This window comes from Gemmatimonadaceae bacterium, from assembly GCA_035606695.1.
GTDB lineage: Bacteria > Gemmatimonadota > Gemmatimonadetes > Gemmatimonadales > Gemmatimonadaceae > JAQBQB01.
Window position 1 is genome coordinate 47,536 of record DATNEW010000032.1, and the last position, 21,027, is coordinate 68,562.

23 protein-coding genes are annotated in these 21,027 nt (G+C 65.4%); 12 read left to right on the top strand and 11 right to left on the bottom strand.

From position 1 onward, the window contains the following. Positions 1 to 54: 54 nt before the first annotated feature. Entirely contained in the window at positions 55 to 876 is an 822-nt protein-coding gene (locus tag VN706_17395; protein HXT17419.1) for an alpha/beta hydrolase, read from the bottom strand. 107 nt (positions 877 to 983) lie between these two features. Beyond that, a complete protein-coding gene (locus VN706_17400) occupies positions 984 to 1,367 on the bottom strand; it encodes a hypothetical protein (protein ID HXT17420.1) in 384 nt (127 codons plus the stop codon). Positions 1,368 to 1,603: 236 nt separating this feature from the next. Between VN706_17400 and VN706_17405 the strand changes: the two genes are divergently transcribed. The 4 genes from VN706_17405 (at position 1,604) to VN706_17420 (ending at position 5,289) form a co-directional block, all read left to right on the top strand. Further along, positions 1,604 to 1,816, top strand: coding sequence for a hypothetical protein (locus VN706_17405; GenBank protein ID HXT17421.1), 213 nt, complete (start codon positions 1,604 to 1,606; stop codon positions 1,814 to 1,816). Between the two features lie 121 nt (positions 1,817 to 1,937). Further along, complete coding sequence (locus VN706_17410; GenBank protein HXT17422.1) at positions 1,938 to 2,831, top strand: hypothetical protein; 894 nt, start codon at positions 1,938 to 1,940, stop codon at positions 2,829 to 2,831. A 37-nt stretch (positions 2,832 to 2,868) separates the two neighbouring features. Then, positions 2,869 to 3,744 carry an alpha/beta hydrolase gene (locus tag VN706_17415; GenBank protein ID HXT17423.1) on the top strand — a complete coding sequence of 292 codons (876 nt, stop codon included), beginning with the start codon at positions 2,869 to 2,871 and terminating at the stop codon, positions 3,742 to 3,744. A 360-nt stretch (positions 3,745 to 4,104) separates the two neighbouring features. Then, on the top strand, positions 4,105 to 5,289 hold the full coding sequence (locus tag VN706_17420) for a DEAD/DEAH box helicase (GenBank protein HXT17424.1): 1,185 nt from the start codon (positions 4,105 to 4,107) through the stop codon (positions 5,287 to 5,289). Positions 5,290 to 5,411: 122 nt separating this feature from the next. Here VN706_17420 and VN706_17425 read toward each other — a convergent pair whose 3' ends face one another. The 5 genes from VN706_17425 to VN706_17445 all read right to left on the bottom strand — a co-directional run bounded on the left by VN706_17425 (position 5,412) and on the right by VN706_17445 (position 9,110). Beyond that, positions 5,412 to 6,674, bottom strand: coding sequence for a glycogen-binding domain-containing protein (locus tag VN706_17425; GenBank protein HXT17425.1), 1,263 nt, complete (start codon positions 6,672 to 6,674; stop codon positions 5,412 to 5,414). A gap of 1 nt (position 6,675) precedes the next feature. Then, positions 6,676 to 7,317, bottom strand: a complete 642-nt coding sequence (locus VN706_17430) for a hypothetical protein (GenBank protein ID HXT17426.1) — start codon at positions 7,315 to 7,317, stop codon at positions 6,676 to 6,678. Between the two features lie 80 nt (positions 7,318 to 7,397). Next, on the bottom strand, positions 7,398 to 8,060 hold the full coding sequence (locus VN706_17435; protein ID HXT17427.1) for an isoamylase early set domain-containing protein: 663 nt from the start codon (positions 8,058 to 8,060) through the stop codon (positions 7,398 to 7,400). Continuing rightward, positions 8,017 to 8,556, bottom strand: coding sequence for an RNA polymerase sigma factor (locus VN706_17440; GenBank protein ID HXT17428.1), 540 nt, complete (start codon positions 8,554 to 8,556; stop codon positions 8,017 to 8,019). Before VN706_17440 ends, VN706_17435 begins: the two co-directional genes overlap by 44 nt. 152 nt (positions 8,557 to 8,708) lie before the next feature. Further along, on the bottom strand, positions 8,709 to 9,110 hold the full coding sequence (locus VN706_17445) for a GspH/FimT family pseudopilin (GenBank protein ID HXT17429.1): 402 nt from the start codon (positions 9,108 to 9,110) through the stop codon (positions 8,709 to 8,711). Positions 9,111 to 9,247: 137 nt separating this feature from the next. On the opposite strand from VN706_17445, the gene VN706_17450 reads away from it, so the two are divergent. From VN706_17450 to VN706_17470, 5 genes are all read left to right on the top strand, one after another. Further along, on the top strand, positions 9,248 to 9,502 hold the full coding sequence (locus VN706_17450) for a hypothetical protein (GenBank protein HXT17430.1): 255 nt from the start codon (positions 9,248 to 9,250) through the stop codon (positions 9,500 to 9,502). A 94-nt stretch (positions 9,503 to 9,596) separates the two neighbouring features. Beyond that, positions 9,597 to 9,833 (top strand): SelT/SelW/SelH family (seleno)protein, encoded by a 237-nt coding sequence (locus VN706_17455; protein ID HXT17431.1) that lies wholly within the window; start codon positions 9,597 to 9,599, stop codon positions 9,831 to 9,833. Positions 9,834 to 9,867: 34 nt separating this feature from the next. Further along, a complete protein-coding gene (locus tag VN706_17460; protein HXT17432.1) occupies positions 9,868 to 10,947 on the top strand; it encodes an ATP-dependent 6-phosphofructokinase in 1,080 nt (359 codons plus the stop codon). 207 nt (positions 10,948 to 11,154) lie between these two features. Then, on the top strand, positions 11,155 to 11,526 hold the full coding sequence (locus VN706_17465) for a hypothetical protein (protein ID HXT17433.1): 372 nt from the start codon (positions 11,155 to 11,157) through the stop codon (positions 11,524 to 11,526). 65 nt (positions 11,527 to 11,591) lie between these two features. Further along, positions 11,592 to 14,366 (top strand): DEAD/DEAH box helicase, encoded by a 2,775-nt coding sequence (locus tag VN706_17470; GenBank protein HXT17434.1) that lies wholly within the window; start codon positions 11,592 to 11,594, stop codon positions 14,364 to 14,366. Between the two features lies 1 nt (position 14,367). Here the strand turns inward: VN706_17470 and VN706_17475 are convergent, their stop codons facing one another. Next, positions 14,368 to 14,898, bottom strand: coding sequence for a GNAT family N-acetyltransferase (locus VN706_17475; protein ID HXT17435.1), 531 nt, complete (start codon positions 14,896 to 14,898; stop codon positions 14,368 to 14,370). Further along, positions 14,895 to 15,560 (bottom strand): CGNR zinc finger domain-containing protein, encoded by a 666-nt coding sequence (locus VN706_17480; GenBank protein HXT17436.1) that lies wholly within the window; start codon positions 15,558 to 15,560, stop codon positions 14,895 to 14,897. Before VN706_17480 ends, VN706_17475 begins: the two co-directional genes overlap by 4 nt. A 186-nt stretch (positions 15,561 to 15,746) precedes the next feature. On the opposite strand from VN706_17480, the gene yjjX reads away from it, so the two are divergent. From yjjX to VN706_17495, 3 genes are all read left to right on the top strand, one after another. Beyond that, positions 15,747 to 16,286 carry an inosine/xanthosine triphosphatase gene (gene yjjX / locus VN706_17485; protein HXT17437.1) on the top strand — a complete coding sequence of 180 codons (540 nt, stop codon included), beginning with the start codon at positions 15,747 to 15,749 and terminating at the stop codon, positions 16,284 to 16,286. A gap of 80 nt (positions 16,287 to 16,366) precedes the next feature. Beyond that, on the top strand, positions 16,367 to 16,762 hold the full coding sequence (locus VN706_17490; GenBank protein ID HXT17438.1) for a BlaI/MecI/CopY family transcriptional regulator: 396 nt from the start codon (positions 16,367 to 16,369) through the stop codon (positions 16,760 to 16,762). Next, positions 16,762 to 18,546, top strand: a complete 1,785-nt coding sequence (locus VN706_17495; GenBank protein ID HXT17439.1) for a M56 family metallopeptidase — start codon at positions 16,762 to 16,764, stop codon at positions 18,544 to 18,546. Before VN706_17490 ends, VN706_17495 begins: the two co-directional genes overlap by 1 nt. Positions 18,547 to 18,557: 11 nt before the next feature. On the opposite strand, the gene sthA is transcribed toward VN706_17495, so the two are convergent. Together sthA and VN706_17505 are read right to left on the bottom strand one after the other, a co-directional pair. Beyond that, entirely contained in the window at positions 18,558 to 20,003 is a 1,446-nt protein-coding gene (gene sthA / locus VN706_17500) for a Si-specific NAD(P)(+) transhydrogenase (GenBank protein HXT17440.1), read from the bottom strand. A gap of 50 nt (positions 20,004 to 20,053) precedes the next feature. Then, complete coding sequence (locus tag VN706_17505) at positions 20,054 to 20,977, bottom strand: LD-carboxypeptidase (protein ID HXT17441.1); 924 nt, start codon at positions 20,975 to 20,977, stop codon at positions 20,054 to 20,056. Positions 20,978 to 21,027 lie beyond the last annotated feature (50 nt).

Sequence of the window (21,027 nt, forward strand, 5' to 3'; positions counted from 1 at the left end):
CCCAACGTCGTTCCGCCGCCCAGCGCCCAGCGCCCAGCGCTCGCCGCCCACCGCTCAGCGCCCCAACAACGCCTCGATATTGTCCGCGATCTGCCGCGGCGCTTCCTCGGGCGTGAAGTGCCGCGCATCGGGCAGCACCTCGAGCGTCGCGCCCGCGATGGCCGCCTCGAGCCGCCGCGCGACGCTCAACGGCATGACGCGATCGTGCTCGCCCCATACGATCGCCGTCGGCGCGCGGATCTTTCCGAGTTGCCGTCCGAGCTTGATCGTCTCCCGGCTCGTCAGCGCGCGAATGTGCGAGACGAGCGCCCGCCGGCCGTCGTGCTCCTTGAACGGACGCAGATAGAGTTCGATCGAGTGCGTCGCGCGCGCGTGGTCGGCGTATCCGCGCTGCATGTCGCGCCGCACGACGCGGAGCAGGAGCTCGGGCGGCAGGTATCGCGTGACGGCGAGTGACGCGCGCGCGATGCGGGCCTCGAGCGTCGGCCAGCGGTCGAACGCGACGCTGTCGATGAGGCAGAGGTGCGACACGCGCGCGGGGTGGCGAATGGCCAGCGATTGCGCGACGCCTCCGCCGATGCCGTGACCGACGACGCAGGCGCGTGGTATCCGCAGCTCGTCGAGCACGGCGATGACGCGCGTGGCGTGTGCGCGAACGTCGACCGGACGGTTGAGCGGCCGGTCGCTGCGTCCGTAGCCGAGCAAGTCGAGCACGACCAGTCGGTGGCCGTGCGGCATGAGCGGAACGACTTCGGACCAGAGATGTCCGGACGTCGGAAAGCCGTGGATGAAGACTACCGGCACACCGGCGCCGCGGGTGCCGGCGGCGTAGTAGTACAGCCGCGCGCCGGAGAGATCGAGGAATTCGCCGCGCATGGATGGGTGTTTACAAACTAACGCGGGCCGTCACCGGAGTGACGGCCCGCGTTGGACGTGCGGTAGTGCGGGTCGTTCGAGTCGTGCGGAATGCGGAGCGCTGATACTTAGCGCGTGCCGCCGCCGCGACGGCCGCCCATGCCGGCGGTCAGCTTGTCGTACGCAGCCTTCTGCTCATCCGTGAGGAGGGCCTTGATGGCTTCGCTCTGCTGCTTGCGCAGGTCCTGCATCTTGGTGCGCGCATCGGCGTCGCCGCCGCGAGCGGCTTCCATCAGCGGCTGCTGCTTCGCCTGGAACTCCTTGACGATCGAGTCGGCCTTGGCCGCGACCGCGTCGGAGACGTGGAGCGAATCCTTCAGGAGCGCCACGACGTTCGGGCCGCGGCCGCCGCGGCGGCCACCCTGCTGCTGCGCGTCCTGCGCCTTCGCGACCGTGGTAACCGCGACGAACATCGCGGCCGCCGTCACTGCCATCTTGATCATCTTCTTCATGTGCATTTGCCCCCAATGGAGAGTTTTGGTTTCTTCGTCGTGCGCGCTTGAGACGCCAGTCTGAGCACCATCGGCACAGAACTGCGACATCAGCTACGGGCGCGCCAAGACCCGCGCAGCGACAAAATGTTTGGGCGGCAACGACTTAGCTGTCGCCCCCTAGCGCAACTACTGAAATCTTGTATCCTTACCCGCCCTGCATGAATTACGCATCAGGACGTTTCGAACCAGTCACGATGCGATGGGTACTTTCAGTCGAAACGAGCGACTTTCGTGACGCTGCCGCCCACTTCACTCCCACCGACTCCGTCGGGTACTTCGCCGGCTACGCCGTCGACCGCATCGCCACTGACTCCGGCTGCGGCGCCGCCGTCACCTCCGGTTTCTTTTCCGCTCAGCTGGCTCAGCGAACACGCCTCGGCACCAATCCGGTACCGCTCGGTCACTGAGGTCGCCAGTCCCTCCGCGGAAGGCGCGATCAATCCTCAAATCGCATCTCTCCCCTTTACGCATCGTCCTGCATTGACGTTGGCGATTGCGCAGGGACCGGACGGTACGTGGAATCACACAATGCTGACGCTCCCGTCCGCTCGCGGCGAAAATTTCGATGGGATCGGAACGATCAACGCCGTGCGACGCTTGCTCGAATACGGCTGGGACAAGGACACGCCGCCGCTCGTGCACGCGCGGCGCGTGCTGTTCCGCTTGTTGGCCGAAGACGACGATCCGGATTACCTGTTCGAGTTTGCTAATACCAAAAGTGGCAACGACGAGGACATGGCGAAGCGCGGCCGCGCGATCCTGCGCGAGGCCGCGGCCGCGACGCTCGCGCAAGCGGGCTACGAGGGCGATCCCCGGCTGCGCGGCGCCGCTCGCCGCATTCTCGAGCGCGTCGCGTCGTATCTGCGTTCGCCGCACGCCCAGAAGCCGTTCGTGCGCGTGGGCAACCAGCACGTTCTGCCGCCCGAAGCGGCGCCGCCGTCGCTCTACGCGCTGCTCATGCTCGCGTACATGCCGCTGTTCCGCACCGAGCATCACGACGCGATCGAACTCCTGTATCATCATCTGTCGCAGCCGCTGCCGCGGCAGGAAGCGGTGCAGATGTGCGGCAAGAAGGTCATCGCGCAGCCGCACCTGGTGCTCGGCGACATGCTGCCGAACCGCAACGTCGCCGACGAGGACGTGGTGTTCGCGATCACGTGGCTCGAGCTGATGGCCCGACTCGGCTTCCTGCGCAAGAACGACAACTGGTGCAAGCTGTTCGATCGCTTCCTGGACGACCGCGATGCGAGCGGCGTGTGGCATCCGCACAAAGGCGCGGCCGCGCCGCGCAGCGGGAATCCGTTCCTCTGGCCGATGTATCCGCTCGAGGATCACCCGAGCGGCGACGAACGCTGGACGGACGTCACCTTCCGGCTCGGGCTCATCGCGCGACTGACCGGCCGCACGATCGAGACGGTGTGATCGGCCTGGTCGCACGGCGCGCTATGATGAAACGCTGATGGGCGGGCGGCGTCCACCATCGGAACTTTTTCCCGCCGGCCGCAACGACATCACGCAGCGACACGTCGCGCTCTCGACCCGCGTACAGTTGCGCGTCGCCGAAGGCGGGCGCGACGACGGCGAGCTCGTGGTGATGCTTCCCGGCTGGGGATCGCCCGTCTACATGTTTCGCCACGCGTTCACGCTGCTCGCCGAACGCGGTTTCCGCGTGGTCGTGGCCGAGTTGCGCGGATTCGGCCTGTCGGACAAGCCGAGTTGCCGTGGATCGTACTCGCTCGACGCGTACCTCGGCGATGTGGATGCGCTGCTCGACGCGCTCGGTGCCGAGCGCGCGCATCTGGTCGGTCAGTCGATGGCCGGCGGCATCGTGTTGCACTATTCACTGCGGCGTGCGACGCGCGTGCGGCGAGCGGTCTTGATCAATCCCGTCGGGCTCGTGCCAATGCCGTTCTTGTGGGCGGCGCGCATTCCTCCGCCCGCGTTGTTCCGGATGTTCGGCGGACGGCTCGTGCCGCGGAGCATGGTGCGGCTCATTCTCGAGCGGCTCGTGTTCGCCAAGCCGGAGCATGTGCGCGAGCAGGACGTCGACGAGTATTGGTCGCCGTCGCAGCTGCCGGGCTATGCGTACGCGGCGCGCGCCAGTCTCGGTGAGTTTGATTGGCGTCCCGTCTCGAACGAGACCGCCGCGACGCTCAGCGTGCCGACGCTGGTGATGCTCGGAGCGCAGGATCGTCTGATAGGCAACACCGAGGCGGACGCGCGTCGTTTGCACGGCGCGGTCGCGCAGACGTTGCCTGGTGGGCACTCGGTACAGGAGGAGACGCCGGACCCGGCGTATCGCGCGATGGCGGATTTTTTTCGAGCCGATGGGTGAGACTGTTCACCCGGACGTCCCTCGCTCGCGTTCGCTAGCAATAAGTCACAGAACGCGTTAAATTTTTAGAGACAATTGAAGCGTCGCGGCAGGGGTCGCCGGCCCCAGGGTCTCTAGGGGCATGGGCGGCCGCCAGGATGGTCGCGGCAGCGAGGGACGGCGCGCAGGACATCGAGCGATCGATGCAGGCGCGGGCCGCAACGGTCCTCGTGTTGGCGGAGCGCGGAACAACGCTCCGCCGTGTTCGCCAGTGAGCCCTCCGCTCACCGGCACTTTTTTTAAGTCATCGGTCCCGGGAAGGTCCCGGGTGCGCGGCCCCGATGCAAAGCATGCAAAGCATCCGCGACGCACACCGGGATCATGGTAGAACACACAACTGAAGTAGAGCAGGAAGCGGCCACAGAGAGCCGCACCTTCGACGAACTGGGCCTATCGCCTTCCGTTCTCCAGGCCGTTCGCGATGCCGGCTACAAGCATCCAACTCCAATTCAGGCCAACGCCATTCCGCTCGTGCTCAAGGGGCGCGACGTCATGGGTCTGGCGCAGACCGGCACCGGCAAGACCGCCGCGTTCACACTGCCGATCGTCAATCAGCTTCTGGGCGGACCGCGCCGTACGCGAGCGTTGGTGTTGACGCCGACGCGCGAGCTGTGCATTCAGGTCGAGGAGAGCGTGCACAAATACGCGCGTCACTCGGAGCTGAACGTGGTTCCGGTCTATGGCGGCGTGCCGCTCGAGCCGCAGACGAAGAAGCTGCGCGCCGGCGTGGACATCGTGGTCGCGACGCCGGGCCGGTTGATCGATCATCTCGATCGGCAGAACGTCGTGTTCGACGATCTCGAGGTGCTGGTGCTCGACGAAGCGGACCGCATGCTCGACATGGGTTTTGCGCCGCAGATCAACCGCATCATCGCCGACATTCCGAAGTACCGGCAGACGCTGTTGTTCAGCGCCACGATGCCGCCCGAGGTCGAGGCGCTCGCGCGCAAGTATCTGCGGAAGCCGCTCGTGGTGCAGGTCGGGCGCCGCTCGCAGACGGCGGACACGGTGACGCACGCGGTGTATCCGGTGCCGCGCGACCGCAAGAGCGAGCTGCTCGCGCGGTTGCTCAAGGACGAGAATCTCGATTCGGTGCTCGTGTTCACGCGGACGAAGCACGGCGCCGACCGCGTGGTGCGGCATCTCGAGCGCGAGGGAATCCAGTCGACGGCGATGCACGCCGACAAGACGCAGCCGCAGCGCGCGAAGGCATTAGCAGACTTTAAAGCCGGGAAGGTCCGCGTGCTCGTCGCGACGGACATCGCGCAGCGCGGCCTCGACATCTCCGGGATCACGCACGTGGTCAACTACGACGTGCCGCAGCAGGCGGAAGACTACGTGCACCGTATCGGCCGCACGGGCCGCGCGGCGAAGGAAGGCGACGCGTTCACGTTCATGTCGCCCGACGAGATCGCGATGGTGCGGCTGATCGAGCAGGTGATCGGCCAGCCGATTCCGAGGATCTCGGTGCCTGGGTTTGATTTCGGGACGGTGGCGGCGGACTGATTGTGGGCGTGTGGGCGTGTGGGCGTGTGGGCGTATGGGCGTATGAGCGAACGACAAAGGGCGACGGATTATCCGTCGCCCTTCTGTTTTTCCATACGCCCATACGCCCATGCCCCATACGCCTAAGGCACCACAATCAACCCCACGAACCCATTGAACGAATCATTCACCGTCGGCAGTCCCGGCGGCGCCATCCAGGCACCGCCGTCGACGCGCACGTTGATCTGATGCATGCCGGGGGAGAGCGGCACGTTCAGCTCCCAGAGATCGCGGCCGCGGCGAACCAGCGTGAGCGGTTCCCAGTCGCTGAAGTCGCCCATGACGTCGACGGTTTCGACGCCGCCCACGTGAATCACGATCTTCTGCATGCCGCCGGTGCCGGGGCGCATGTCGAAGTCTTTCACGAGAATGGCGTGCGGCATGGAGACCGGCACGGAGTTCTTCGAGATCGGCGAGTACGCGATCTCGAGGCCGCCCATGGCGAACGAGCGCGCGGGCAATCCGCGCAGCGGGAGTGCCGGTTGACGCCCGCCGCCGCCGATGATCGCGACGCGTTCGTTGAGCCACACCGTCGCCATCGCCGAGCTCCAGCGACGCGAGTCAGGCGTGACGTCGTAGGCGTTGCCGAAGCGATAGCCTGATTGCGCCGCCAGCTCGAGCGGGCCGACCTCCCAGCGCATCGAGCCTTCGAGATCGCTGAACCGCGACTGCCGGTCGCAGGCCGTAGCGCCGGGAGATTTCGCGAACACCGCGCGCAAATCGCCGAGATCCGCGATCGGCGCCGGGCCGGCGAGCGCCGCGCACGTGGTATCCGCGGCGGATGCAGCTTTGCTGAATGAGAAATTTGTGAAGGTGGCCGTGAATGTCGCGGTGCCGAACCCGGACGGTGATTCGCCGACCTTGCCCCAGGCGCCCGCATCGACGACGTCGGCCGACGACACGACGGCCACTCGCCATGGACGCGCGACACCGCCGCCCAACCACAATCCGCCGTTCTGGCTGAACAGCAAGTGGACGCGCGTCTGCACGTCCACTTGATCGCTGCCGAGCGAGCGATCGTCCACCGCGCGGCTGGCGTTGCCGATCATTTCCGCGCGCACGCCGTACACCGTCGGCGAGGTGAACGTGCCGGAGACGATGCCGTCGGCGATTTGAAGATTCTGCTCGGTGACGAGCATCGAGCCGCGCGCGCTGAGCTGGGCGTGCGGGCGATCGAACTGGAAGTTCGGCGCGATGCGGAATGCGGTGAAGGGCAGCACGCCATCCGACACGGTGTACTGCCCGGCCTCCAGCTTGGAGACAAGTTGCGCTGCAAGCTCCCGCGGTAGGGCGGGAACCAGCAGCGCAGCAGCCAACGTGAGGATTGCGACCTTCCGCTCGTTCATGTTATTCCGAGCTTTGGTTCTCCTGCGGAGTCTCCGGCGTTTTAACGGCGCCGGCTGGTCCCCTCATGGGGCCCTCTCGAATTCGGTTCTGCAAGGCAGCACCGGGATTCAATCCTTTAAGAATGTCCGCGGAGACGTTGTTCCACAAGCTGTTGAACGTTGCGTCGTCCGCACCGTCACGCCAGAGCTTGTTAATCGCCGTGAACGCTTCATCGCGAGGCACACCGCGGCCGATGAAATCCGCCCAGATCGCAAAGGCCATGAGATCGCTGCGATTCTTCTGGCGGATGCGAAATTCGCTGATCTGGTCGGGCTTGCCGCCGGCTTCGAGCACGCCGGCCGCGGCATCGAGCTCGTTCTCGTCGACCGCGCCGAGTGCGCTGTGGGCGGTCTTCAGGTAGCCGAACTTTTTGCGAACCTCGACGACGATCTTGCGGAAGTCGGCGTGCTTGGCGAGCCCCTGCATTGCCTTCAGCAGCAGGGGATGCGTCGGAATTCCCGCCGACTCGGCGGAATCGATGATGGATTCGACCTGGTAGCGGCTATTCGGATCGAGCTTGGCGAGTGGATCGGTGTCCTGCGCCACCGCCGGCAGCGCGCCCATGAGGAACAGCGCCGCTGCGCCGAGCAGCGTTGAGCGCATGCTCGTTCGGCGGTGGTGCGGGTGGGGGACCTGCGCGACCGCGGGGGACGACTTCGGGGCGCCAAAACGGGAGGCACGGCTCACAGCGCGGGCCCTCGACTGACAATGCGAACGGAGTTGGGATGGCCGAAGCCGTCGTCCGGCGCGAGCGGCGCGCTCGGATCGTTCACCCACTGACCGTCCACCAGATAGGCGTATACATGACGTCCGGCCGTCAGCGGCAGCGTCACGGTCCATACGGCGCTGTTCGCGACGCGGACCATTGGGGTCTTCGTATCGCTCCAGTCGTTGAAGTCACCAACGAGCTTGACCTTCGAGGCCTGGGGCGCGACGACGACGAACTTGACGACCGTGTCGGAAACCGGGGGCTGCGTAGCAACACCAACTGAAGGCTGGCCGCCCGAACGGACGCCCCGGTTGTTCGTGAACCCGCCGGCAATGACACCGATGCCGACGAGGCCCGCGGCGACGAGGGTGCTCGCCACGGGAGAGAGACGGAAGGTGCGAGGCTCGCCGATACGGCGAACGATTGACGAGAGCGCGGTGATCGGCGCGAAGACCTTGGTGTCGGCCAAGCGGCGCCGGGGAACCGGCTCCGCGCGGACGGCCGCCATGATGCGCGTACGAGCCTGGGGGTCAGTGACCACCGGGCGCCGCGCCTCACGGACGATCCATTCCACGTAGGGATCCTGCTCCGACTCAATCATGCTTGATCCGCTCCCACCGTTCGCGCAGCCGGTCACACGCACGCTTCACACGCATCTTCAACGCAGAGACGCCAACACCCGTGAGCGCCGACATCTCTTCGTAGCTCATCTCTTCGATGTATTTCAGGAGAAATGCTTCTCGCAACAACGGGTCCAGCTCATTGAGCACACGCTGAACGAACTCTTCGTCTTCACCCGACCAGGTCGTGCTTCGGTCCGGGGCGTTCAGCAGGAGCGCTTCCTCGCGAACGAACACCTTCTCGCGATGGGCGCGCCGTGCGGCAATGCTCCGGCACTGATTCACTAAAATCCGGTACAACCACGCGCTGAAACGATCGCGCTCCTGGTACCGGTTCAGTGCCCGATACGCACGGAGGAAAGTCGCCTGCAACGCATCTTCCGCGTCGTCGCGGTTTCCCAACATCCGAATCGCAAACCGCGCGCAGCGATCGTAATACCGATCCACCAGCGCGGCGTAAGCGTCAACGTCGCCTGCCAGCACGCGTTGAACGTCGGCGGCATCGTCGCTCATGTCCTTTGGTATAACCCGGTCCCCTTTCGTCGAGGTCACATCAGACACCGAGGTCGAAGCTCCTGGGCCGAGCGGGTCGGGCGCGGAGCGAGATAACACCTTGTTCGGCAACAGCTTCATTCGATAGAAATGGTGTGTGGTGCAGATCACCGTCAATACCGAAGTCTACCCAGGCGTGACATCGTTAACGTGTCAACAAACGAGCCCCGCCGTGCCGTGAGCGTCAGATTCGACAAACCATAGCCAAGGCCGTGCGGGTCATACACCACGGAATCACGGTTCGAGCCAAGACTAACTCCATAGGATTGTCGAACAGTTCGCCGCAGTATGATGCGGCCTCCGGAGCGCACCACCAATTGGCCCGCAGCCGTATCCACGACGACGGCGGTCAACGCGCGGCGCTCGACGGCGCTCTGCCGGGCGAGCGAGAACGCGCTGCCCATGTCGCTCGTGGCGGCGTGAACCGCCGCGCTGTCGCGCATGGCCGCGAGGTGCGGGGCGGCGATGGCGAAGAGCATCCCTGCGACCATCAACACCAGCGTGAGCTCGAGCATGGTGAACGCGTGGCGCGTGGCGAGACGCGCTTGCCCTGGGCGTGGTATCCTGTGCATGCCATTCAAGAACGCTCGACCGAGCGCCCGAGCGGCACCATTTTGCCGCGATCACACTCCTTCACCCGCGGAACCAACGCATGCGAATTCGGTCCTTCTTCTTCGGTCTCGTGTCGGCCGCCGTCGTCGCCATTGTTGCCATTGTCGCCGGCTGCTCGAACCCGCGCAGCGAGGCCAACGTCGCGCAGGCGCTCAACGACGCGGCCAACGAAATCAGCGGCCTCAAGAACGATCTCGCGCAACTTCAGACCGAGCTGGACTCGGTGCGCATGACCGTTGCGAAGCAGGACACGCTGATCGGGCGAATCATGGCGGTGAACAACATTCCGAGGTGAAGCGGGCGTGTGGGCGTATAGGCGCATGGGCGTATGGAAATCGCGCCTCCCGCACGCCCACACGTCCATACGCCCATACGTCTATCTTTTCAGCATGAAAATCACCATCGAATACTGCACGATGTGAAACTACGAACCTCGCGCCGTCAGGCTGGCGGCGGAGATTCGTGATCGCATTCCCGGCGCCGAGGTCGAACTGATCCCGTCGCGCGGCGGCCGGTTCGAAGTCGTCGCCGACGGAGCGCCGATATTCGAGAAGTCTAAACTCGACCGACACGCCAAGCCGGGTGAGGTCGTCGACCTGCTGGAGCGACACCGAGCGTCGTCTTGATCGATCCCACACGTCCGCCGACATCGTCTCACGCATGAGAATCGCCATCTCCACGGGCGGAGGCGACGCGCCCGGCCTGAACGCCGTCATCCGCGCCGCCGTCCTGTCGGCGATCAATCGCGGATGGGAAGTGCTGGGGATCAAACGCGGGTTCGCCGGCTTGATGGGCGAAGACGAAGTGGTACCGCTGACGAAGGATTCGGTGCGCGGCATCGCACACCTGGGCGGCACCATCCTGCGGACCACCAACCGCGGCAACCCGTTCCACTATCCGCGCAAGCAGCCCGACGGCTCGATCGTCGAGGAAGACCGCTCCGACGAGTTGATGGCGAACGCCAAATCGCTCGGCATCGATGCGATCATCACCATCGGCGGCGACGGATCGCTCACGATCGGAAAACTCCTGTGCGACAAGGGCATGAAGATCGTCGGTGTGCCGAAGACGATCGACAACGACGTGAGCGGAACCGTCACGACGTTCGGCTTCGACACCGCGGTGAACACCGCGCTCGAGGCGATCGACAAGCTGCACACCACCGCCGAGAGTCACGACCGCGTCATCGTGCTCGAGGTAATGGGCCGCGACTCGGGATTCATCGCGCTGCATTCGGGCGTCGCCGGCACCGCCGACGTGATTCTCATTCCCGAGATTCCCTACGACATTCAGAAAGTCTGCGACAAGATCATGGCGCGCGACCGTGCGGGCCGGCACTTCTCCATCGTCGTCGTCGCGGAAGGCGCGTATCCGAAGGGCGGAACGGTGTCCCTGATCGGTGAGTCGCTGCCGGGCCAGGCGCGCCGGCTTGGCGGTTTGTGCGAGCCCATCGCGCGCGAGATCCAGCGCATCACCGGCAAGGAGACACGCTCGCTCGTGCTCGGACATCTCCAGCGCGGCGGCATGCCGACCGGGTACGATCGCTTGCTCGCGACGCGGTTCGGTGGCGCGGCGGTGCGCGCCGTGGCCGATGAGCGCTGGGGTCACATGGTCGCGCTCCAGTCGCCGCACATCGTCACGATCCCGATCGAGACGGCGCTCGCGGAGCCGAAGCGGGTCGATCCGAATCATGATGTCGTGCTGACGGCGCGAGCGACGGGAGTCAGTTTCGGGGATTGAAAGGGAAGGCGGCGGCAACCCCGCCCCCGAAAGTGGACATCGCTTTCCCTCCGTACGGACACTACAATAGCTCAACTGTATACATTGTTTCCTCTAAGTTGTTGCAATCGTTTGTCTTGCGATTGAGCCGCGCGCATACTTACTTGGCACCGGCCCTGCCTTATGCATGTGCGCGTCCGACTGTCCGGACGTGTCGATGGAGGCGTAATGAAGCAGTTGAAGTTCGCTTTACTGATCGGAATGATTGCGATTGCCGCGCCCACTCGTTCGTGGGCGCAGCAGGCGTCGAAGGATACGTCCAAGAGGAACGCGTCCATCCCCAGCGACGCGCGCCCGCCCAAAGGCATGTGCCGGATCTGGATCGATGGCGTGCCGGCCGCACAGCAACCCGCGGCGACCGATTGTCCCACGGCGCTCAAGAATCGCCCGGCCAATGCGCGCGTGATCTTCGGAGACGACTTCGCCGACAGCACGAAAGCGAAAGACGGCGAGACGACGCGCATGCCGCCCAACGCGAAAGGATTCAGCGGCGTCAAACCCGTCACGATCACGCTGCCCAAGCGCCCGCCGCAGGAATGAAACAGTGCCCTCCGGTGCATCGCGCCGGAGGATGACGGGCCCTGGCCTTGCTTAAGTTGCGAGGCGTGATTCGAAACGTTCGCGACCCATACCTGCCCGATCACGAAGCCTTCGTGAGGGCGGAGCCGTCCTCGGGGCGCGTGATCGTCATCGCGCCGACGCGCGCGGCCTGCGAGACCATCGAGCTCGCCGTCAAAATCCACATCGAAACGTTCCTCGAGCAGAAGTACGGCGAGCGCGTACGCGCGCTCGCGCGCTCCGGGCGTGGATTCGGCATCGTCGCGGGCACGGGCACCGGAAAGACGCTCGCCATTCGCCCGATCTCCGAAGAGATCCTCGGCACCGTCGACCTGCGCGTCGGGGTCGTGAATCGCGAACGCGAAGCGACGCCGGAAACGCCGACGTGGAACGTCATCATCGTGACCACGGGCATCGCACGCCGATGGTTCGAGGAAGGCGACATTCTCGCGACCGACACCATCATCGTCGACGAAATCCATCAAACATCGGCCGAGCTCGAGATCTGTCTCGCGCTTGGCAAGCGTGTCGGATGCCGGTTCGTGTGGCTGTCGGCGACGGTCAATCCGAACTTTTATAAGAGATATCTCGAATCCGCGGACGTGCTCGAGGTCTACGATTTCGATCCGAACAAGGCAGCCACGGTCAAGATCGTCGACAAAAAGCCGATTCAATTTCTCGACGACGGCTTTCTTCGACAGTTGGTGAAGCAGAAGCACGGCGTCGCGCTGTTCGTCCCGACGCGGCGCGGCGTGGAAGACGCGGCAGAGCACGTGCGCGGCATGGCCCCGCGCGTGAACACCGCGTTCTACCACGGCGGCGAACCCATTCGCATTCTGCGCCCGTTTCTCGAGGGCGGGGAGCAGAAGCCGTACTTCCTCGCGATGACGGCCGCCGGCCAGAGTGCGCTCAATGTGCGCGGCCTGGACACGGTGATCATCGACGACGTGAAGTTCTTCAACGTCATCGACCGCGGCCGCAACGTGCTCACACAGGAGCACCTGGGCGCGAATGAGATTCTTCAGATGGCCGGCCGCGTGCACGGCCGCGTGCGCGGCGGACGCGTCTTCATTCTGTCCGACCGGGACATCGATTTCTCGACGCTGCAACCCACCGAGCCGGAATTCCAGCTCGCCGGCGACTCTGAGCGCGTGGCGATCACGTGCGCCGCGCTCGGCGTGCGCGCCGATGAGCTCGAGCTGCCGGTGCCGCTCGATCGCACGGCATATGGCCAGGCGCTGCGATTGCTCGAAGAGCGCGGCATCGTCGAGAAGGGACGGCTCACGAGATACGGGCGCGCCGTCGAAGCAATGCCCGTCGAGCGCGCATGGGCCGAGCTTCTCGTCAACGCCGACGATGAGCTCGTGCCGTATCTGTCGGTGATGTCGTCGGTCGAATCGCTGCACCGCATGACGCGAGAGGAACGCGATCTCGATGGACTGATCGTTCCCGGCAGCGACCATCTCACCGCGTACAACCTGTACGCCGAGGCATTTCAATATGCCGGAAGTATGGGTGAGGTGTACGGGTTGCCGCGCCACATCTTCGATGAGGAGCGCATTCAACGGTGGGCCGAACGCCGCGGCGCGCTCGTGAAAGCGATCGAAGATGCGGCGCTCGGGATGGCGAGCATCTATCGGGCGGTCGGGCTGGAGATTCCGTCGCGCATGGCGAACGCCGGCGAAGAAACGCTGCGCGCGTTCCAACAACTGCTCGCGCAGTTCATGCCGTTCACGCTCGTGATCGACGAGCAGACGGCGGGCGGCGACGAAGCGCGCGTCTCGAAGACGAGCGTGTGTGGCAGCTGGGGTCCGATCACAGGCGAGCTCCGTTACTTCGCCGACAAGTTCGGCAATCCGCGCGCGTCGATCGAAGGGACACAAATCCCGTATGATCTGCTGCGGCCATACGCCGTCGTCACCGAAGGCGAGCTGATTTACAACGCGCAGAGCAAGCGATCGCCGCTCGTGGTGCGGCGGCGTGTGGAGTACCACGGCTTCGAGCTCGAGCGCGAGATCGAAGCGGTCGACGAGTTTCCGGCGGAGCTCGCGCAGAACGCGCGACACGTTCTTGCCGAAGCACTGGCGCGCGGCGAGGCGCGGCATCCGGGTGTGCAGCGGAACCAGGAAGCGGTCGATTCGGTGCGTGAAACGTATCGTCGATCGGGTGGCCAGACGCCGCGCCTGTCGCTCGCCGAGCTCACGGCGATCTACGAGCAACAGCTCGCGTCGCTCGACTCGATGTCCGAGTTCCGGCACGCGCGCCTCACGATCGACGCCGACGCGATCGTGCCGCGCGAGGTGCGCGAACGCTTCGCGGCGCTGCCGTCGACGGCGATGGTGCGCGATCGCGAAGTCGAGATCCATTATGACGTCGAGGAGACGCCGGAAGGGAATCGCGGTGTCGCGCGACTGCGCTTGCCGGAAAAGCTCGCGCGCACGCTCAACGAAGCAGAGTTGCCGACGCTGGATCGTCCGCTGCGATTCATCGTCACGCGTGGTGCGCGCGGGGCGGCGCGCGGCGCGACGCTCGAGGAATTGCAGGACGAGCTCTCGCGGCCGTTCACCGAAAAAGAAATCGCGGAAATGGACCAGAAGTATGAAGCGGGCCGCCGCGATCGTCGCGAGCGCAAGCAGCAGTTCCGCGATCAGCGGAAGCGGCGCGAACGTCGTACGCGCGACGACAAGCCGCGCGACAAGCCTGACGTCGACAAACTGAAGGACGATCGCACGCCGCGCGCCGAGGAGTTCGATGGACGGCGTCGACGCGGGCGGGGCGGCGGGAAACGATTTCGTCCGCCCGGCAAGGGACGTCGCGGCTAGCTCAGCGCCCGTCGCCGTCCTTCAACTGGACGACGTATTGTTCTTCGCGAAACGGCGTGAAGCCGCGCGCCAGATAATTCGGCAACGCGTACACCGAGTCCAGCGTGCACGTATGCAACCAAACTCGGGTCACACCATCTCCCCACGCTTGCCGAACCGCGTAGCTGAGCATCGCCTTGCCGATGCCGCGACCGATGAACGCGGGCTTCAGTCCGAAGTACACGATTTCGACTGAGCTGTCAGCGTGACGCTCCAGCTCGAAGTATCCCGCACTCTCGTCGTCGTAGAGCGCTTCCCACACGCCGATGTTCGGTTGCGCGAGATATGCGTTGAGTCGCGCATGCGTCCAGACGTCGCGATCGCGCCAATGCCACGACTCGCCGACATCATGGTACAGTCGCCGATACTCCTCGACCGTGATGTCAGGGCGTCGGACAAACGAAACGCGCGGATCGCTGGTCGGCGCCGCGCGCAATTGTTCGAGCGAATGCAATTCGAGATAGGTGCGAACGACTTCGACAACGGGACTCAATGGGACTTGAGCTTCTCCCGATGGCGCGCGGCCTTGGCGCGATTACCGCACGTGGCCATGTCGCACCAGCGGCGGCGGCCGTTCTTCGTGTTGTCGTAGAAGACGCGCTGGCAGCGCGGATCGGCGCAGCGGCGAACGCGCGGCAGCTCGCCGAGGATGAGTGCATCAGCGGCCGATTCGACGACGGGAATGACGAGGCCCGCGAATGCATCGCCAACCGGAACGAACGTGCGAATGAACGTGCCGTCGGGTCGCAGCTCCACGCGGCGCGTTCCCGCGCTGCGTCCGAGCACACGATTGATCTCGCCCAAGCCTTCCGCGCGAATGCGCTCGCTCATCGGTCCCCGCTCGGCGAGCGAGCGGAGCGCGCCGCGAACGCGGCGGGCGTCGACGAGTGAGGCGGCCGCGCCGGCCGGCTGTTGCAGGGCGCGTCGGCGAATTCCCGAGGCACGTTCGGCATCGAGCACGAGCGCCTGCTCGAGCCAGCGCACGAGCGTCTCGAAATCGCGAAGCGCGTCGAAGCGGCGAATGCCGAACTCGCAATTCACGAAGTCGAGCCAGAGTCGCTCGCCGACGAAAACGAAGGGAGAGCGTTCCATCGTGGCGCGCGGCGAGACGAACGGAACCGCGGCGTTGTCAGAAGGTGTCGTGAGTGTCAGCATCGTCGGCAGCGAGGGACGAAAAGCATATCTCGCGTTTCGCCGCGCAGCAAGCGAGGACATCCGCGACAGTGTGTTGCCGGTTACCCTCGCGCGACCACTAACGAGCCGCAAGCGCTGCTTGTAGATTTGGCCCGCTTTGTCGCGGACTTATTCGCGCGCCGTTACTTAATCCGAGTCGTTCTCCGCATGCTGTCTTCCTCGATTCGCACGATCGCCGTCGGTTCCACGAATCCTGTGAAGTGCGGCGCCGTGCGCGCGGTGCTCGCGCCGCTTGCGCCGCAGGCGCACGTCGAAGGCATCGCGGTCGCGTCGACGGTCAGCGACCAACCGTTCGGCGACGACGAGACGATTCGCGGCGCACTCGCGCGCGCGACGGCGGCGCGCGATGCACTCGGCGCCGATCTCGGTGTCGGCATTGAAGGCGGCGTCGTGGAGCAGAGTGATGGACGCATGCGCACGTGCGCGTGGGCGGCGATCATCGACAAGGCAGGACGTTCGGGCGTCGGCGGTTCGCTCGCCATGCCGCTGCCCGATGCGGTGGCCGCGATGATTCGCGACGGGCTCGAGCTTGGACACGCGATGGACCGGCTCGTCGGCGAGCACGACACGAAGCGCGGCAAGGGCGCGGTGGGCATTCTCACCGCGGGCCTGGTGGATCGGCAGCGCGCGTACGAGGTCCTGGTGATGTATGCGCTGGCGCCGTTCCTGAGCCCGGACTACTACTAAAAATGTAGTTGACACCGGGCGTCCGGGGCGATATTATCTACTAGAAATCTAGTAGAACAACGAGCGCCGCCCTGGAGCACATGGACATTTCGTTCACCGACCGCGAGCTCGACGTCATGGCCGTGCTGTGGCATCGCGGCTCCGGCACCGTTGCCGAAGTGCGCGAGGGTCTGGACGACGATCTCGCGTACACGACGGTGCTCACCATTCTGCGCACGCTCGAGGAGAAGGGCTTCGTCACGCATCTCGCCGAAGGGAAGGCGCATCGCTATTTGCCGGCGGTGTCGCAGGATCTGGCGGGCAAGAGCGCGCTGGCGCGGCTCATCGACAAGGTGTTCGCCGGCTCGTCCGAGATGTTGCTCACGCAGCTCGTGAGCGAGCGAAATCTCGACACGCACGAGCTGCGGCGGCTGCGCAAGCTGCTCGACGAACGCCTGGCGCAGCAGCACGGGTCATCGCGTAAACGGAGGAGCTGATGTTGATCGCCTGGATGCTCTACGCGCTTGCCGTGAGCGCGATCGTTGCCGGTGCGGCGATTGCGCTCGACCAGATCGCGGAAGTCTGGCGTGCGCGGCGCCGCTCGATCTGGCTTGCCGCGCTGATCGCGAGCGCCGCGCTCCCAACGTATGTCTTGCTCTTCCCGCGCACGGCACCGCACGCGGCGCCTGTGCGCGTCACCGCGCGCGGTGGCATCCAGCGCCAGGCATTCACGTTCGATGATCACGCCGCTCCGACGGTCACGCCGTGGACGACGAAGCTCCGTCGCGCGGCTGACGCTACGGTGAAATCACCAACGCTCAACCGGTATGCGGCCGCCGCGTGGCTGATGCTGACGCTCTGTCTCGTCGGCGGGTTTGGAGCCGGCGCGCTCAAGCTGCGCCGGTTGCGCGCCGGTTGGCGTGCGGTGCGCCTGGACGGGCGAGATGTGCTGATCAGCGACGACGTCGGCCCCGCGGTCGTCGGCATGGCACGCCCGCGCGTCGTGTTGCCATCGTGGGCGCTGACGCTCGACGATGATGCGCGCGAGCTCATGCTGGATCATGAAGCCGAGCATCTGCGGAGCGGCGATCCCGCGACGCTGTGCATGGCGGCGCTCATCGCCGCGGCGCTGCCGTGGAATCCGTTCGTGTGGTGGATCGTGCGGCGGCTGCGTCTCGCCCTGGAGATCGATTGCGACGCGCGCGTGCTCGCGCGCCACGCGCGTCCGCGCGAATACGGATTGTTGTTGCTCACGGTCGGCGCGCGCACGAACGGCGCGCTGCAATTCACCGCGTCGCTCGCCGAGCCGCGGCTGTTTCTCGAGAGGAGGATCATTGCCATGACGACGAATCGTCACGCGCGGCCGGTTGTCGCGTCGCTGCCATTTATTGGGATCGTGGTGTTGGCTGCTGCGGCCGCGGCACAAACGCCGCGGCCCGCGGCGCCGGCGCGCGTCGCGCAAACCGTTTCGGCCGCTTCCGCCACGCCGGCAACGCCTGCGGCTGCGACACCAGCGACTGGCGCATTACCCGCATCAACGTCGTCGCCGGTCGTCGCGCGTGTCGCGCCGATGTCACAGGCGATGCCCGCGATCGCCGCGACAGCGCCGAGCCTCGCGTTGGAGTCGCGAACCGTGACGCCGGCGATGCCCGTCGTCGTCGCGAGCGCCGAGAGTCCCATCACGCAACCGGCGCAGCCGATTGCGCCGGCGGCGGCCGCGATCCGTCACACGGTGTGGGAAATTCCGGTCGATACGCTGCGCGAGTGGATTCGGGTGCATCATCCGTCCGTGCTCACGGGCGACCCGTCGATCAACTACATCTACATCGTTGTCGACCTGCACGATCGTTTCATCGCGAGCCTGGCGGATTCGGTGTTTGGGCCGACGCCGATCGTCAGCGCGCCGACCACGGCTCGCGTTCAGACCGCGCGCGGTGACACGGTCATCGTGCGCCGGCCGTTCGAAGTGTCGCCGCCCAATGGAAATGAAAAGCCGATCTACATCATCGACGGCGTGCGCGTGAGCTCGACCGACGGACTGAATCCGGCAGCCATCAACACCGTCGAAGTCCTCAAGGGCGCCGCCGCGGTTCAGCAATACGGGACGGATGCCGTCAACGGCGTCATCGCCATCGAGACGCGCTCCAAAGCGCAACTCAGGCGACTCGGCGTGGATCAGACGGAGATCAAGAACATGGACCTCATTCGCGTCGGGCCCGGATCGATCGGTCCGAACGCGCTCAACCTCATGATCGTCAAGGTCGCGCGCAACGGCGGTTGATCGAGGGTCGATCAGATCGAGATGACGCGCTCTTCTCCACTCGACCGCAGCCCTGGCTGTTTGCCGTAACGCTGCGCCAGGGCCTGGAGTCCGTCGTAGGCCGCGTACTTGTACGCGTCGCAGAGCGACGGATAGCTGAAGACGCTCTGAATGAAGAAGTCGATCGATCCCTCGTTCGCCAGCACGGCCATCGCGACGTGAATCAATTCGCCGGCGTTCTCGCCGACGATCGACGCGCCGAGCAGCTGCTGATTCTCGGGGCGAAACGCGAGCTTCACGAAACCGTCGGTGTCGCCGACGATCATGCCGCGCGCGTTGCCGCGATACCGTGCGCGCCCGATCTCGTACTCGATGCCCCGCGAGCGCAGCTCGTCTTCCGTCGCACCGACGGTCGCGATCTCGGGGATGGTGTACACGCCATAGGGCACCACGTTCGCCACGGCCTGCTTGTACTTGAGATTGAATGCATGGCAGATCGCGACGCGCGCTTGCTCCATCGCGGTCGACGCCAGCGCGGGAAATCCGATCACGTCGCCCGCCGCGAAGATTCCGCGCTGCGCAGTCTGATAGTGTTCGTCGACGAGAATGAAGCCGCGCGAATTCGTGCGCACGCCGATCTCCGAAAGCCCGAGGTTCGCCGACGCGCCGATGCGCCCGGCGCTGTACAACGCGCAATCGGCGAAGATCTGCGTTCCGTCGGCGAGTATGACCGTCGCGCGGCCACCGTCCGACGAAATCGACGACACCTCGACCTCGGTGTGCACGGTGACACCGAGCCGCGCGGTGATTTGCCGCCGAAGCGCGTCGCACACCTCGGGATCGAGATGCGCCAGCAAGCGCGATCGCGTCGTGACGATCGTCACGCGCACGCCGAGCGCGGCGAAGATGCAGGCGTACTCGCAGCCGACCACGCCGCCGCCGACGACGATCATCGACGACGGGATCTGCTCGAGCGTCAGGAGCGAGTCGCTATCGACGATCACGCTGCCGTCGACGGATCCGCTGTCCGGCTGCTGCGGCTGCGAGCCGGTGGCGATGAGGAACACCTCGCCGGTGATGCGCCGCGGCTCGGTCCCATGGCGTGTGACTTCGATCGTATGCGGATCGACGAAGCGCGCTGCACCCTGCACTCGAGTGACGCCGTGGCGTTCGAGGTTTTCGTCGATGAGCTTCCACTGCGACTCGATCACCGCGCGCTCGCGATACATGAAATCCGCGACGGTGATGTTCTTCTTCACTCGAAAATCGATGCCGTACAATCCGCGTTGCCGGAGACCGGAGAAGTACAGTGCGGTCTCGCGCAGCGCCTTCGATGGAATGGTGCCGGTGTTTACCGCGGCGCCGCCCGGCTTCGGCGCGCGCTCGACGATGCAGACGCGCTTGCCAAAGTACGCGGCCTGCGCGGCGCCTTTCTCACCGGCTGGGCCGGCCCCGATCACGACGAGATCGAAATGCATCCGCGATGGGCGATGGGCGATGGGCGATGGGCGATGGGCGATGGGCGTAGCTACGGCATGACCAGCGCGTCTTCGTGGTAGGTGATCCATCCGCGCTGCTCTTCGACGACCAGCTCGACTTCCGTGCCGAACGGCAGCGTCAAATTAGGATTTTCATGTCCGGCCGGAAAGTCCATCAACACCGGGACGTCGAGGTCGGAGATGAGATCGAGCAGGAAATCCTCGAACTCGTCTTCCTCGGACCTGTCCAGAGAAAGCTGTCCGAAGACGATTCCGTTCACGTGCTCGAGCAAACCGGCGGCGCGCAGGTGCACGAGATGCTCGTCGACCACGGACATTGGATCGCGCGTCTCCTCCAGAAACAGAATGGCGCCGTCGAGATCGATCTGATACGACGTGCCGATCGTCTGCTGCACGAGCGACAGATTGCCGCCGACGAGACGCCCCGTCGTCTTGCCTTGCACCACGCCGCGCGACAGCTCGCGCCCGAGCTTCCCTTGCGGACACGGCGTCGTCAGCGCGGTGAGCAACGACGCCATCGTCGGATCGCGCATGCTGGGCACCAGGTCATCGACCGTGGGACCGTGAAAGGTCCGCAGATTCGCGCGCCGCATGAGCCACAGATGCAGCACGGTGATGTCCGAATAGCCGACCAGCGCTTTCGGATTCTTGCGAAAGACGTCCGGCTCGAGATGAGGCAGGAGACGCACGGCGCCGTAGCCACCGGTGCTGGCGATGATCGCTTTCACGTTCGGATCGAGCCACATGCCCATCAAGTTCTCGGCGCGCCGTTCGTCTTCCGTGCGCGTGAAGCGCGGCAGGTGGTCGATCTCGGGGTCGAGCAGCACGTTGAATCCCGCGCGCTCGAGCGCGCGAACGCCGCGTTGCAGCCACGCGAGCTTGGGCGCGTAGGATGGCGAGACGACACCGATGGTGTCGCCTTTGGCGATCGCGGGCGGGCGGACGAGCGGCATGCGTTCAAGCTAGCGCACGACAACCGGGGTGCCGCCCGTTAGATTTCCCG